The sequence below is a fragment of the Mesorhizobium sp. M1295 genome, from assembly GCF_040318135.1.
Lineage (GTDB): Bacteria > Pseudomonadota > Alphaproteobacteria > Rhizobiales > Rhizobiaceae > Mesorhizobium.
Genome location: NZ_JAMYLU010000015.1, coordinates 169,114 through 183,202 on the forward strand (window position 1 = coordinate 169,114; position 14,089 = coordinate 183,202).

16 protein-coding genes and 1 tRNA gene are annotated in these 14,089 nt (G+C 61.1%); 6 read left to right on the top strand and 11 right to left on the bottom strand.

From position 1 onward, the window contains the following. Positions 1–18 precede the first annotated feature (18 nt). From kdpC to NKH29_RS21150, 9 genes are all read right to left on the bottom strand, one after another. The gene (kdpC, locus tag NKH29_RS21110) at positions 19–588 is read right to left on the bottom strand and encodes a potassium-transporting ATPase subunit KdpC (RefSeq protein ID WP_353000516.1); all 570 of its coding nucleotides are present in this window, start codon (positions 586–588) and stop codon (positions 19–21) included. 12 nt (positions 589–600) lie between these two features. Beyond that, on the bottom strand, positions 601–2,694 hold the full coding sequence (kdpB, locus tag NKH29_RS21115; RefSeq protein WP_353000518.1) for a potassium-transporting ATPase subunit KdpB: 2,094 nt from the start codon (positions 2,692–2,694) through the stop codon (positions 601–603). A 213-nt stretch (positions 2,695–2,907) separates the two neighbouring features. After that, positions 2,908–4,611 carry a potassium-transporting ATPase subunit KdpA gene (gene kdpA, locus NKH29_RS21120; protein WP_352495475.1) on the bottom strand — a complete coding sequence of 568 codons (1,704 nt, stop codon included), beginning with the start codon at positions 4,609–4,611 and terminating at the stop codon, positions 2,908–2,910. Positions 4,612–4,636: 25 nt separating this feature from the next. After that, on the bottom strand, positions 4,637–4,726 hold the full coding sequence (locus NKH29_RS21125; RefSeq protein ID WP_023675300.1) for a K(+)-transporting ATPase subunit F: 90 nt from the start codon (positions 4,724–4,726) through the stop codon (positions 4,637–4,639). 335 nt (positions 4,727–5,061) lie between these two features. Then, on the bottom strand, positions 5,062–6,543 hold the full coding sequence (locus NKH29_RS21130) for a hypothetical protein (protein ID WP_352483571.1): 1,482 nt from the start codon (positions 6,541–6,543) through the stop codon (positions 5,062–5,064). A 161-nt stretch (positions 6,544–6,704) separates the two neighbouring features. Next, on the bottom strand, positions 6,705–6,887 hold the full coding sequence (locus NKH29_RS21135; RefSeq protein ID WP_036244723.1) for a hypothetical protein: 183 nt from the start codon (positions 6,885–6,887) through the stop codon (positions 6,705–6,707). Then, positions 6,887–7,075, bottom strand: a complete 189-nt coding sequence (locus NKH29_RS21140; protein WP_023718995.1) for a DUF3606 domain-containing protein — start codon at positions 7,073–7,075, stop codon at positions 6,887–6,889. The genes NKH29_RS21135 and NKH29_RS21140 overlap by 1 nt, the downstream gene beginning before the upstream one ends. Before the next feature lie 255 nt (positions 7,076–7,330). Continuing rightward, entirely contained in the window at positions 7,331–7,561 is a 231-nt protein-coding gene (locus NKH29_RS21145) for a hypothetical protein (RefSeq protein WP_023718996.1), read from the bottom strand. Between the two features lie 408 nt (positions 7,562–7,969). Next, the gene (locus tag NKH29_RS21150; RefSeq protein ID WP_352483570.1) at positions 7,970–8,404 is read right to left on the bottom strand and encodes a DUF3597 domain-containing protein; all 435 of its coding nucleotides are present in this window, start codon (positions 8,402–8,404) and stop codon (positions 7,970–7,972) included. A gap of 319 nt (positions 8,405–8,723) precedes the next feature. Between NKH29_RS21150 and NKH29_RS21155 the strand changes: the two genes are divergently transcribed. From NKH29_RS21155 to NKH29_RS21170, 4 genes are all read left to right on the top strand, one after another. Continuing rightward, positions 8,724–9,149, top strand: a complete 426-nt coding sequence (locus tag NKH29_RS21155; protein WP_031194003.1) for a cupin domain-containing protein — start codon at positions 8,724–8,726, stop codon at positions 9,147–9,149. Between the two features lie 120 nt (positions 9,150–9,269). After that, complete coding sequence (locus tag NKH29_RS21160; protein ID WP_023718999.1) at positions 9,270–9,878, top strand: YdeI/OmpD-associated family protein; 609 nt, start codon at positions 9,270–9,272, stop codon at positions 9,876–9,878. 443 nt (positions 9,879–10,321) lie between these two features. Next, positions 10,322–10,594, top strand: a complete 273-nt coding sequence (locus tag NKH29_RS21165) for a hypothetical protein (protein ID WP_031194005.1) — start codon at positions 10,322–10,324, stop codon at positions 10,592–10,594. Positions 10,595–10,865: 271 nt separating this feature from the next. Beyond that, positions 10,866–11,273 (top strand): heme-copper oxidase family protein, encoded by a 408-nt coding sequence (locus tag NKH29_RS21170; protein WP_023719001.1) that lies wholly within the window; start codon positions 10,866–10,868, stop codon positions 11,271–11,273. 419 nt (positions 11,274–11,692) lie between these two features. Here NKH29_RS21170 and NKH29_RS21175 read toward each other — a convergent pair whose 3' ends face one another. Then, the gene (locus NKH29_RS21175) at positions 11,693–12,181 is read right to left on the bottom strand and encodes a GNAT family N-acetyltransferase (RefSeq protein ID WP_352548339.1); all 489 of its coding nucleotides are present in this window, start codon (positions 12,179–12,181) and stop codon (positions 11,693–11,695) included. 183 nt (positions 12,182–12,364) lie between these two features. Further along, positions 12,365–12,454 (bottom strand) — tRNA-Ser (locus NKH29_RS21180). A gap of 421 nt (positions 12,455–12,875) precedes the next feature. On the opposite strand from NKH29_RS21180, the gene NKH29_RS21185 reads away from it, so the two are divergent. Both NKH29_RS21185 and msrA read left to right on the top strand, forming a co-directional pair. After that, positions 12,876–13,199 (top strand): hypothetical protein, encoded by a 324-nt coding sequence (locus NKH29_RS21185; protein WP_023719002.1) that lies wholly within the window; start codon positions 12,876–12,878, stop codon positions 13,197–13,199. A 72-nt stretch (positions 13,200–13,271) separates the two neighbouring features. Continuing rightward, positions 13,272–13,934 carry a peptide-methionine (S)-S-oxide reductase MsrA gene (gene msrA, locus NKH29_RS21190; protein WP_023719003.1) on the top strand — a complete coding sequence of 221 codons (663 nt, stop codon included), beginning with the start codon at positions 13,272–13,274 and terminating at the stop codon, positions 13,932–13,934. The last annotated feature ends 155 nt before the right edge of the window (positions 13,935–14,089 follow it).

Genomic DNA, 14,089 nt, shown 5'->3' on the forward strand with positions numbered 1-14,089 from the left:
CGATCCCGGCGCCGCCCTTCATTGTTTCATCGCATCGTCCAGCGCAAGGTTGAGGGCCAGCACATTGACCACCGCCTCGCCCATGAATCCCAATTCGCGATCCTCGATATGGCTGTCGACGAGCGATTTGATCCTGGATTCATCGACGCCCCTGGCCTTAGCCACCCTGGCGACCTGAAAATAGGCCGCATCGGGGCTGATATGCGGATCGAGGCCGCTGCCGGACGTGGTGACCAGATCCATCGGTACCGGCTGGTTCGGGTTTTCGGCTCTCAACTTCTCGGCGTCGCTCTTGATACGGTCGATCAGCTTCGGGTTGGTCGGGCCGAGATTCGAACCTCCCGAGGCGGCGGCATTGTAGCCGTCGCCGGCAGCCGACGGACGGCCATGGAAGTAGCGGTCGCTGGTGAAGGCCTGGCCGATCAGCTCGGAACCGACGAGTTTGCCGTCCTTCTCGATCAGGCTGCCATTGGCCTGGCGCGGAAACAGCGCCTGGGCAATGCCGGTCATGCCGATCGGATAGACCAACCCCGTCAGAACGGTGAAGAAGACGATCATGACGATCGCAGGCCTGATTTGATTGAGCATCGACGTGGTTCCTTATGCGAGACCGAGAGCAGTGATGGCCATGTCGATCACCTTGATGCCGACGAAGGGCACGACGACGCCGCCAAGGCCGTAGACTATGAGATTGCGGCTGAGCAGCGCACCGGCGCCGACAGCGCGGTATTTGACGCCCCTCAGCGACAGCGGGATCAGCGCGATGATGATCAGCGCGTTGAAGATGATGGCCGAGAGGATAGCGCTCTGCGGCGTTGCCAGATGCATGACGTTGAGCGCTTGCAGCGGCCCGGCGGTTTGGCCCGGGGCGATGTAGAAGACGGCGAATATTGCCGGGATGATGGCAAAATACTTTGCGACGTCGTTGGCGATGGAGAAGGTCGTCAGCGAACCACGCGTCATCAGCAGCGCCTTGCCGATTTCGACGATCTCGATCAGCTTGGTCGGATCGCTGTCGAGATCGACCATGTTGCCGGCCTCGCGTGCCGCGACCGTGCCGGTGTTCATGGCGACGCCGACATCGGCCTGCGCAAGCGCCGGCGCGTCGTTGGTGCCATCACCGCACATCGCGACCAGCTTGCCCTTGGCCTGTTCGTCGCGGATCAGCTTCAGCTTGTCCTCGGGCGTCGCCTGGGCAAGGAAGTCGTCGACGCCGGCTTCCGCCGCGATCGCCGCCGCGGTCATCGGATTGTCGCCGGTGATCATCACCGTGCGGATGCCCATGCGGCGCAATTCGGCAAAGCGTTCTGCGATGCCGCCCTTGACGATGTCCTTCAGGTGGACGACGCCGAGCAGGCGCCCATCGCGCTCGACCGCCAGTGGGGTGCCGCCGGATTTGGCGATCTCGTCGGCGATGGTTTGAAGGTCGCGGACGGTGTCGCTGCCGGGGCGCGTACTGCCTGTGGCAATGGTCGAGAGGTTGACGTGGGCAACCACCGCATCGACTGCGCCCTTGCGGACCGAGGAGCCTTCCAGGTCGACGCCGCTCATGCGGGTTTGCGCGGTGAAGGGCACGAAACTCGCGTGCAGGCTTGCCATGTCGCGGGCGCGGATGGCGTATTTCTCCTTCGCCAGCACGACGATCGAGCGGCCTTCCGGCGTTTCGTCGGCAAGCGAGGCAAGTTGGGCGGCGTCGGCCAGTTCCTGTTCGGTGACGCCGCTGACCGGACGGAATGCCGTTGCCTGGCGGTTGCCCAGCGTGATCGTGCCGGTCTTGTCGAGCAGCAGCGTGTCGACATCGCCGGCCGCCTCGACGGCGCGGCCCGACATGGCGAGCACGTTGAAACGCACCAGGCGGTCCATGCCGGCGATGCCGATGGCCGACAGCAGGGCGCCGATCGTGGTCGGGATCAGCGTGACGAACAGGGCGACCAGCACCGTCACCGAGATATAGCCGCCCGAATAGGAGGCAAAACTCGGGATCGTCGCTGTCGCCAGCACGAAGATCAGCGTCATGCCGACGAGCAGGATGTTGAGCGCGATCTCGTTGGGTGTCTTCTGGCGCTCGGCGCCTTCGACCAGCGAGATCATGCGGTCGAGGAACGTATGGCCGGAAGCCGCGGTGATGCGCACCCGGATCCAGTCGGACAAGACTTGCGTGCCGCCGGTCACCGCCGAACGATCGCCTCCGGATTCGCGGATGACAGGTGCGGATTCGCCAGTGATGGCCGCCTCGTTGACCGAAGCCACGCCTTCGACCACCTCGCCATCCGAGGGGATGATGTCGCCGGCTTCGACAAGCACGATATCGCCGACCTTCAGGCTGGTGCCGGGCACCAGCTTGAACTTGCGGCGGTCGCCGCCGTTCAACAGCTTGGCTTGCGTCTCGGTTCGCGCCCGACGCAGCGAGTCTGCTTGCGCCTTGCCGCGGCCTTCGGCCACCGCTTCGGCGAAGTTGGCGAAAAGCACTGTGAACCACAGCCAGATGATGATCTGCAGCGTGAAGCCAAGATCGCCGCCGCTGGTAACGAGATCTTTGACGAACAGCACGGTGGTGAGCGCCGAGACGACGGCGACGACGAACATCACCGGGTTTCGCATCAAGGTGCGCGGGTTCAGTTTTCTGAAGGATCCGCCGATGGCGGGCAACAGAATGCGGGGATCCATGATGCTCACGGATTTCGACTGGCTCATTTGGTGGCTCCAGTGTCGATGTTGGTGACCGGTCGATCGTGTGCCGAACGAAGGTGCGGCGGCCCGTAAGCCAGCAGCCAGATAATGATCAAGGCTGCCGCAATAGCGAGGAATGTGGACAGGGTCGGGAAAGGAGGAGGCGTTTTCTCCCCCTCCGGCTCGGGACGATGCCGGGCCTTCCGAGATATGATCTTGAACCAGGGCATGGCCGTTTCAGAATGTCTGACGGTGAATCATCGCCAGGTGCTCGACGATCGGTCCGACCGCCAGGGCCGGGAAGAAGGTCAGGCCACCAACGATCAGGATGACACCGACCAACAGCCCGACGAACAGCGGACCGTCGGTCGGGAAGGTGCCGGCGGAGGCAGGGACGGTCTTCTTCGCCACCAGCGATCCAGCAATCGCCAGCGCCGGAATGATGACCAGGAAGCGGCCCATCAGCATGCCGATGCCGAGCGTTATGTTGTACCAGGGCGTGTTGCCGCTGAGACCGCCAAAGGCGGAGCCATTGTTCGCCGCGGCCGAGGTGTAGGCATAGAGGACCTCGGAGAAGCCGTGCGGGCCGGCGTTGGCGATGGAAGCAACGCCGGTCGGCAGCACCACCGCGATGGCGGTGAAGACCAGCATCGCCAGCGGCAGGCAGAGGACGGCCAGCATTGCCATCTTGACCTCCTTGGCCTCGATCTTCTTGCCGAGATATTCGGGCGTGCGTCCGACCATCAGCCCGGCAACGAAGACGGCGATCACGATGAACATCAGGATACCGTAGAAGCCGGCCCCGACGCCGCCGACAATGACCTCGCCGAGCTGCATGTTGATGATGGGGATCATGCCGCCGAGTGCGGTGAAGCTGTCATGCATGGCGTTGACCGCGCCGCAGGACGCGGCGGTGGTGATGACGGCAAACAGTGCCGACAGAGCGATGCCGAAGCGGCTTTCCTTGCCCTCCATGTTGCCGCCGTCGATGCCCAGCGCATGGACGAGCGGATTGCCGGCGGCCTCGGCCCAGTAGCAGACGGCAACGCCGGCGATGAACAGCACGCCCATCGCCGACAGAATTGCCCAGCCCTGGCGCTGGTTGCCGACCATGCGACCGAAGACATTGGTTAGCGCCGCGCCGAAGGCGAAGATCGTCACCATCTGGATCAGGTTCGAGATCGCGTCGGGATTTTCGAAGGGATGCGCTGCATTGGCGTTGAAGAAGCCGCCGCCATTGGTGCCGAGCATCTTGATGGCAACCTGCGAAGCGACCGGCCCGACCGCGATCGTCTGTTGCGCGCCTTCCAGCGTCGTCGCGTTGACGTAAGCACCAACCGTCTGCGGCATACCGAGATAGACATAGACAAGCGTCAACACGATGCAGAACGGCACAAGCAGATAGAGCGTGCAGCGGGTCATATCGACCCAGAAATTGCCGATCGATTTGCCTGAGGCTCTAGCAAAGCCGCGGATCAGTGCGACCGCGATGGCGATGCCGGTCGCGGCCGACAGAAAGTTCTGCACGGTCAAGCCGGCCATCTGCACGAGATAGGACATCGTGCTTTCGCCGCCGTAGTTCTGCCAGTTGGTGTTGGTCATGAAGCTGGCGGCGGTGTTGAAGGCAAGCCCAGGTTCGACGGCGGTCATGCCGCCCGGATTGTAGGGCAGGCCGCCTTGCAGCCGCTGCAGGAAATAGAGCACCAGGAAGCCGGCCAGGTTAAAGAACAGCAGGGCCGCCGCATAGGAGGTCCAGTGCTGCTCCTCGCGCTCGCTGGTCCCGGACATACGGTAGAGCCCGCGCTCGAGCGGGGCCAGAATTGGCGACAGGAATGTGCGCTCGCCGCTGAAAACGCGATGCATGTAGCCGCCGAGCGGCTTGGCCAGCAAAACGACGATCCCGCAATAGACGAGGATCTGCAGCCATCCGTTGATTGTCATGGGGTTGGCTCCTTGCCAGCGGAGATCAGAAGCGTTCCGGGCGAACGAGGGCGTATGTCAGGTAAGCGAGAAGGAACAGGGTCACGGCGCCGCCGAGGATATAGTCGAAGAGCATGTTTCGATCCCCTAAACTTACAGCCCGTCGCAGGCTTTGATGTAACCGAAGCATAGAGCAAAGAACGAGATTCCTATCCCGACAACAATGATGTCCATCGTGCAATTTCCTATATTGAGTTTGTTCTTTTCAACTTGGACAAAACTGTCCAAGCCCGCTCACCGCTTCACATCGGCGGCCGGATACATCGCTCTGCCGAATATGGATCAAAGTGCCATAAAGGTTCGAGACGGGACGCGGAGCAAAGAAATCAAAATCCCATAAGGATTTCGCCGCCTCGGCGCTGGCCACAGCTTCAGGGGGAGGTGCGCACCGGCGCGCGAAGCTGCCGGGGATCAGTCTGCGCGGGTATAGATCAGAGCGTAATCGTCCGCATAGGCCCGCTTCCAGCCCAGTTCGTCGAAGAACGGAATGCGGCTGTCGTCGGCGGTCAACAATGCCCAGCCTATCGCATATTTCTCGAGCTGGGCTTTCAGGATCGGCTTGCCCCGGCTGTGCCCAGTCTGCTCATCCGTTTCCGTAAAGCCGTTCAGGAAGAGCTGATCCGCCCGGCCGTCGATAAACGTCTTGATGCCATGGAAAATCAGCGTGCCGCCGAAATTGTAGGAATTCAGCAGATTGCCTGACAGATTATGGGCTTGGGCGAAGGCCAGCGCATCCCTCGCCGAAGTCTTCTGGCTCGGCACGACCGGATAGGCCAGGAAGACCGCGGCCGCCAAAACCAGCAAAACGGCAAGTCCAGCGCAAATTCTGGAAAATTGCCGCGCGAAAAATTGTTCAAGTCCGTCGCGCTTTTCCGCGGCCCATGTAGGGGCTGAAAGCGCTGGATATTGTTGCGCAACCTCGACGGCAAGGACGACCGGGACAAGAAGAAAGAACAGGTACATGAACCGTATGTGGGTGAGATAGACGTGCAAGGTGAAGACAAGGAACAGCGCCTTGGCCCAGCCAATACGCAATCTCGACGCGAGCAGCCCGAAAAACGCCACCAGCAGGGCCACCTCCTGGAGGGTATGCCGCGAGGCGTCGAAGGGTTGCCACTCCGCAATGTAAGGCACCGCCTCATTGCCATAGGCCACGGTGAATGTGGCGAGTATGGCCTTGACGCCATAGGGATTGAGCAGGCTGACCAGCGGGCAAAGCAGCCCGAAAGCGATCCACTTGGCCAGCAGCCGGGGGTTCGACAAGCGCGTGCGCATGACGAGATCGAGGCCGGCGAAGGCGGCGATAATGAAACCGAAGGTGAAGGTGGCATGGAGATTGGCCCACAGGCAAAGCAGCGCCAGCAGCCATAGAGGCGGCGCTTTCTCGTTGCGTGCGGCTTGGAAAAGACCGGCGGTCCAGACGACGATAATGGGCAAGGTAAAGATGTGGGGTCGGGCGACATAGATTGGCCCGATCAAGAGCGCGAGCACCAGTGTCAGTGCTATCGCCAGCGTCGGCTTCAACGACGCGCTGAGATACCACGACGTCAAGAAGGCCGTCAGCGCGATTACCGCAGTCGCCAGCAGTACCACGCCGTTCCAGCCGCCGGCTTCGAAGGCAAGGGCAAGGAGAACCTGGCTAAGCCATTCCTTGGCGATCCATGGCTGGCCGGCAAAAGTGTAGGAGTAAATGTCGACGGAGGGGAATGTGCGGCTTGCCAGCATATCCATGCCGACCTTGATGTGCCACCAGCTATCGGGATCCTGCAGGAGGGAGGTGGCAAAGGCGAGGAGCGCCGTCGCCATCACGACGGCCGCCAGCAGGCAAAACACCAGCCTCACATGCCGTATGTCGTCTATCGACGGCCTCGCCTCACCAGACATCCCGCGCATATGGCATCCCTGAGCCGCGATAGCGGAAGGGATAGCCCGAATTTGTTAGAAAACCGATAAGCTGCAGGATTGCGGCCACAACCCTGTGCCGCGCGTCTAACCGGCTGGGCACGTTGAGCAGCGACTACTAAGTTGCGGGTGAGGGGCAGACCTCCGGCCGTTCAGCCCTCGGCCTTGAAGTTCTTGGCTTCCTTCTCGACTTTCGGGCTGTCCTTGCCGTGCTTGCGCATCAGATCCTTCGCCTGCTTCGGCGAAACGTCGGTGGTTTCGGCCAGGTGCAGAGCCTTCTTTTCGTCCGGATCGCGCGTCTTGCGGTCGGCCATTGCGGTTTTCTTGTTAGCCATTACGACGCTCTTATGCTCTCGGCGATTTCGTTCAGCACCTTGCGGTCGGTGCCGTGGCGCTTGATCAGCGTGCGTGCCTGATCAGGGGTAATGCCCGCTTCCTCGGCGAAATGACGTACCTCATAGTCTTCGCCGCCCGCCACTCGTGAGCGGTCGCGACTGTCGGTCCTGGTTTTGTCGTCGGCCATGGCAGCTCTCCTCATCTCAACGAGAGCATAACGGGCAAGATTTCAGCGAGTTCCTTCGAGCGTGTCGCCCAGTTGCCTACCCTCGGGCATGACCCGACATGAGCGGCGGTTTTTGCTCAAAGCAAGGGCACGGCGCCAGGCTGGCCTTCGCGCACAAAAAGGCTCGCTTCCTTGGCCGCACCAGTAAATTTCCGCCGCGCGCTGCCAACCGCCCGCCACTGCTCCTGGGCGCAGCCTGGTATTCGTTGCGGATTGCTAAGGGTAGCGATGGTCGAACACGACCCCCATGGTCCTACCAACGGCCGTCATGACGATAATCTCGACCAGATCGTCGTCACTGTCACCGCAGGCCGGGGCCGTCCGGCGAACGATGTCCAGCATCGCCCTCGTCGATATGGTGTCGCCGGCGCCGAATCTTGAAAGCGCAGATGAAACAAGCTCTTGGGCCGTCAAGTCGGCGACAGTCACCCTCTGCACCACGTTCATTGGCTTCCTCCCACCATGAACCCTCTCCCGCGAGAATGATACGCCGAACGTCGGGTTTCGCCAGCGAAATGGTGGTCCTACCAGCGCGCGGGGCAGCGACCGAAATCGTCGGTTTTGCGTGAGGCAATCCGGGCGCGAGGCGGCAGCACTTTTGTGCCATGCGACTTCGCCACAGACCCATCCCGGCGGCCGGGATGGGTCTCAATTTATTTACTTGGCAGTTTGATTGCTTGGCAGTCGGGTCTGCTCGGTTGCGGTCGAAGTCAGCGCAGCAAGAACCACGGTGCGGGCAGGACCAGGACGGTTCTTCGTTTCACGGAACGCCGAACCGGTCTGTCTTTTTTGTTTGACGCAATTCCGGATGGAAAACCGTTCACACGTTTTCCTGGAATTGCTTGTCTTATGACTCTAGGCGGCCAGATCGCTCGGAAGCTTGCCGCCATTCTCGACCAGCTTTTTCATCAGTGCATCATGCAGCCACAGATTCATCGTTACGGTGTCGTTCATGTCGCCGGTGTAGTTCAGCTCGTGAGCAAGCTCCTTGCGGGCGCCGAGGCTGCTATCGATATTCAGAGCCTTCATCAGGTCGACGATCGAATTCTTCCAGTTGAGCTTTTGCCCTTTCGCGGCCACCGCCTTGTCGAGAATGGCAGCGATGTCAGGAGCAGAGGACGGCGCGGATGGCGTTGCCGGAGCCGGGGTTGCAGCCGGGTCGGGTCGGGTAGGCGCCGTCGGCTGGGTGGCCGTGCTCGAAGCAGGCGCGGGAGACGGTTGCGCCGGCGGCGCTTCGGCCGCAACCGCGTTTCCGAAAATCGCACCTTTGATACTGTCGAAAATGCCCATTGCTATCTCCTGGGTTGCCTTCACGGTGTGTTGCCTTGACGGTCGGTGAGGCGACCGTTGCCGAATTCGCATTGAGCGCCCTGGTTGTACCGGACCACGAACGCAACGCAGGGGCAACTCCAAACTGGCTGAAAGGTAAAGGCTTGGTTGCATGGTGAAATCGGCTCAGTGATACGATCCCAGAGTAGAATGGTCAGATCGCGGCACGACAAATAGTTACGCGCAATGGGCGAGGAAACGGTTGGCAGCCAGTTTTGCTGACGCAGACCAGAAAAATCATCTAGATTCGTGTTCGCCATTCGCTGAGAGGAACGAAGCCATGACAGCAGTCGTCGCATCCGACAGGCTCGAACGTTCGCTGGTTTGGGCAGAGGACGATCCGTCGGTCAAATGGGCCGGCGCTTTCGCGGTTTACGGCGGGCACGGCACCACCCAGTCCTCAGTCATTGTCTACGAGATCGAGCCCGGCAAGCGGCTCGGCTGGCACACCGACGCCACCGAGGAGACGCAATACATCATCGCCGGCACCGGCGAGCTGCACATCGAGGGCGGCAGCATCCACCCGGTCAGGCCCGGCAGCGTCCTGGTACTTCCGACGCCGGTCCGGCACGACCTCGTCAACACCGGCACCGAAACCCTGCGCGCCGTCGCTTTCTTTGCGGCGGCGATGTTCACGCAGACATTCGACGACGTCATGCTGCCGCCGAAATCCCATGTCCTCGGCACGCCCAATCGCGCAGGCTGAACGCGTGCCAGCGGGAATCATCCGGCCTGCGGATTGCGGACTTGGAGCTGAGATGAGCGCGCGCGCGGCCGGCAAGCGGTTCGGCGTCGTTACGCGCCTGTGTCACGGGCGGACCGGCTGATGGCGCCCGTCAAGGTCGACCCGGCCAAGGTGCGCGAGTTCAGGGATGCCGAAAGCTTCCATGCCTGGCTTGGCGAGCATCACGACAGCGAGGACGAAGTCTGGATCAAGATCCATAAGCGCGATTCGGGGCTGCCGTCGATCACGCCGAAGCAAGCCATCGACGTGGCGTTATGCTGGGGCTGGATCGATGCGGTGCGCAAGGCCCTGGACGGCAAAAGCTATTTGCAGCGTTATACCCCGCGCGGCAAGAAGAGCACCTGGAGCCAGATCAACGTCGACAATGTCGCCCGGCTGATCGAGGAGGGCCGGATGACCGAGCATGGGCTGAGGCAGGCCGAGGCAGCCAAGGCCGACGGCCGCTGGGCGCGCGCCTATAGGAGCGGCAAGGAGATGAAGATCCCCGACGACCTCCAGGCGGCAATAGACGCCGAGCCCAAGGCGAAAGAGATGCTGGCGAAGCTCAGCGAGCAAAACCGCTTCGCGCTCGCCTTCCGCACCCACAACATGAAGACCGAAGCCGGACGCAAGAAGAAGATCGCGGCGTTCGTGGAGATGCTGAAGCGCGGCGAGACCATCCATCCGCAACGAAAACGCGATTCTGGCTGAACATTCTGACCGCGCTTGTCTCCGGCATCTTGTGCTTGTCCCGAATGCGGCCGGATCGCTGCTCAGCCTTCGATCCTGGCGATGTCGCCGACGATTGTTTTCGGCGAGCGTCGCCTGACATTTCGACAACATCTCTCATTCGTTTGATCGATGCAGGAACAAAGCTCCGTCCTCACAGTCGGTATGGTATATTAGCAGACGCTGTTATGAGGTTTTTGCCCGTTCAGGAGCCGACTGGCACGTGGGCCGTGTTTGATGCGACCGTGGACGTGCCTGCGGATTTCGCGGGCAGTTGCCTTATCGGCTTGCCGCGGGAGCGGGCGGAGTGGCTCGCAGCAAGAGCCAATCGAGATGCTGCAAAAGGCACTTCGACTTGGCGGTTGTCAGCTGCCGGACCGGCAAAAGCCGCGGTTCTTAGACTTAGACCGTTAGGAGAGATTTCGATGATGCACGAACAGGTAATGGAAGCTGCGTTGGCAGCCAGAAATCAGGAAGTGGATATTTGTGGTGTCTTCGACATCACCAACAAAACCGATGCGCCAATTGGCTCTCGCCGATTGGGCGAGGCTATCCACTTTGTCGCCAATGCACCTATCGTTGGCTATGATGTTCACGCCGCCGTCATCCGATATGGCCCACTCGGAACCCCCAGCCTCAGAGCAACAGATTGCACACAGCTGTGGGAGAAGTTTGGCGAGGCCTTGCTGCAACACTGACAGGCTGACCTTTGGCGCGTATGGCACCACCATCGTGCAGGACACTTCCCTTGTGAGAACGACGTGGAAGCCTGGCGGGTGATATTGCAATCAAATTAGCGTGAGCGCATATTTTTTACCGGCTGGACTCGCAACCGGCCAGTCTCGGTGGCCGGCCGCCAACGGGCCGTCAGGCCGCCAACAAATGGTTCGGCAGGCCCGACGGTCCCCCTTGGCAAGGTCGCCGGAAACAAAGCATGATGCGGCGGCAAAACGGGTTTGGGAGAATGACATGCCTAAGGTTTCGGAGCTCTTTTTCAAGACAGCCATCGTCTTTCTTATTCTGGGAATTGCAGCTGGCCTGCAGATGGCAATTTCAGGCGATCACGGCGCGTTTCCGGCTCACGCGCACATCAACCTGCTGGGATGGGTCACCAGTGCAATATTCGGCGGCTATTATGCGCTGAACCCGGCGAAGGCTGCCCGCAGGACGGCGATGATCCACTATGGCGTCTACAATCTCGGCCTGGTCGTGATGTTGCCGGCGCTTTACCTGATGCTGCAGGGAAATCCGGCGCTCGAGCCGATCGTCGCCACCGGCTCAATGATTGTCGCTGTCGCCGTGCTGATCTTTGCCTTCGTGGTTTTCTCCGGCGAAACAGAGCGCTCGGTCTCGGGAATACAAGCGGTTCCGCGCTAGACGCGTAGCGACACTAACGAACCTGTCGAAGCCCGCGCTCTGGTGGAGCGCGGGTCGTTCGGCTTGTGGGCTGATCTGGGGTAAGGGGTGCGGCGCAGATGGAGCCGCTCAGTAGCGATCCTTCGCGCCCTCTGCAAATTACGAATTACGGTGACAGTGCACCATCTTCTTTTTCCCGCCTGTCGCGTTTCCCAATTTCACTGCTCTTTCCGGTTTGCTCGGCAATCACGGTCGAGAAGTGCTTCGCTGCCCATCGGTTGCGCGACATCGGCGGCGCGGTAATGCAAGTCGAGCCATGCGTTCAATTTACGCACAGCGACAGCCGAGCAAACATGACAAATAGTGCACTGTCACCGTAATTCTGTCGCCGTAATTCAAAGTGCACTGTCACCGTAATTCAAACGTCCGCTTGCTGACCCTTAGCTGACTCTCACAAGCTTCTTGCAAAGTGCAATGTTGTACGGAACGCATCCTTGCGACCCAAAGAAATGCCGCGCGTCGAGATTGGCTGCCCAGATGCCCATAGCAATTTCGTCGATACCTTCGCAAGCAGCTCGCTGTTCAACATGGCACATCAAAGCTGCGGCAACTCCACGACGACGAGCTTCCGGCATAACCGAGATGTGGTGCACATAGATCAGGGGCCGAGGGAAAGTGAACGGCGTTTCTGGCAGCGACTGAATTTCAAACCAGACGTAGCCGACTGGAGCGCGATCAATCTCAGCAATCGCGATCGAGCTCTTCGGATCAGCCAGCCTCGCTGCGAAGAATGTCCTCACCGCAGACGGATCGGCTGCCTGTTTGAAAACGTCTGGATGCAATTCAGCATGGAGACTCTGAACCACCTGATTGAGCCGAACGAGCGCGTCAAAGTCTGCCTCCGAGGCAGCCCGGATTTCCACTGACATTGAGACACCTCCCCGTTTGTAGACGACGCTGCGACGGTGATGTCTTTCTGTCAGCGAACGTCGGTCTTCCACCCATCTCGGCCATTGGCGGAGTTTTGACCCTAGTGATTAGTAGGCTGGTTAGTAGGCTACTAACCGAACCTTACCAAACGCCCGGAAAATAAAGGGTTTCTCGGGATTAGCTGGCGGAGAGAGCGGGATTCGAACCCGCGTTACGGTCTCCCGTAAACACACTTTCCAGGCGTGCGCCTTCAACCACTCGGCCACCTCTCCGTCCTTTTAGCATCTTCGACGCGGCCGGTTTCGCCGTGCGGGTTGGGGAGATGCATCTCCTTTGGGATTCCGGCCCGGAATTCCGGCCGTGGGCGCCGTCAACCAGCGGATACCCTTTCCCCGCACCCGAGCCGTCAAAGCAACAGGCGCGGGGCTCATCTAGTCGATCCGGTGCCGAATGCCAAGACACTCTATTCGCTTTGCCGGATAGGGATGCTCAGCCCATGGCATCAGTGTGCTCGTTGGGCGCCTACAAACCAGTCGGCCGCGGCGTCTTCGCCGTCTGGCTCGTCAGCCGGCCCAGGTGCAAGCCGCCGGCGTAAGTTCAACTTCGCGTGTCGCGATTGCAGACGAAGCAGGTAAATCCTATTTAACAGTCCGACACGACATTCCGATAAACTCCTGGGGAGGAAGGGTCTGGATGTTCCGCTTCGTCTTTCGTCTCGCTGCAATGGTCGCGCTTTCGGTTTCGGTCATCATGGCCGTGCTCGACGCGACCCGGTCGGTGGCGGCTTCGGCGCTGGTGATGACCCCGCTCAACACCAGCTGGCTCGCCGTCTCGCCGGACACGCGCAGCGCCTTTGAAAGCTTCGTCCGCGACAAGCTCAATCCGCTGCTGTGGGACGGCGCCATCGCCTGGGTGCTCAGCCAGCCCGGCTTTGCCGTGTTCGCGGTGCTGGCCTTCGTTCTTTATGCCATCGGCTACAGGCGGCAGCGCCCCAGCGGGCGGTTCGCCGCGACCTAAAATTCCTGCGTTCCCGGATCCAGCGTTCCCCGGATCGGGGAAGGCTCAAGCAAGAAGAAAAGGAAATCGCACATGTTTCTCAGCGATATGCTGAACAAGAAGCTCAACCTGCCGAAGCCCTCCGAGGCGTTGCCCGGCCGCGACCGGCCGATCCCGACGGCATCGAAGCATTTCGTCTCGAACAGGCCGCTCAAGGGTCCCTATCCCGAAGGGCTTGAGACGGCGATGTTCGGGCTGGGCTGTTTCTGGGGTGCCGAGCGCCTGTTCTGGCAGGTCGATGGCGTCTGGGTCACGGCGGCCGGCTATGCTGGCGGCGTCACGCCCAACCCGACCTATCAGGAAACCTGCACCGGGCTCACCGGCCATGCCGAAGTCGTGCTCGTCGTCTACGATCCGAAGATCGTGTCCTATGCCGAGCTTTTGAAGCTGTTCTGGGAAAGCCACGACCCGACGCAAGGCATGCGCCAGGGCAATGATGTCGGCACCACCTACCGTTCGGCGATCTACACGTTCAACGACGCGCAACACCAGGCGGCGCTCGCTTCGCGCGATGCTTACGAGGCTTCGCTGCGCGGTGCCGGACGCGGCAAGATCACCACCGAGATCGCGCCGGCGCCGGAATTCTACTTCGCCGAGGAAGACCACCAGCAATATCTGGCGAAGAACCCCTATGGCTATTGCGGCCTGCACGGAACCGGCGTCTCCTGCGCCATTCCGGCCGCCGTCTCCGCCTGATTTTGCGCCCCTGACGCAAGGAATATGCTGTGGGGGGGGGGGGGGGGGGGGGCCCGGGCGGGCCGCGCGGGGGGTGCTGGGGGGGGGTGGGGGGGGCGCGGCGGAAAGCGCGGGGGGGGAGGGCGGTGGGGGGGGGGGGGGTGGGGAGGGGGGGC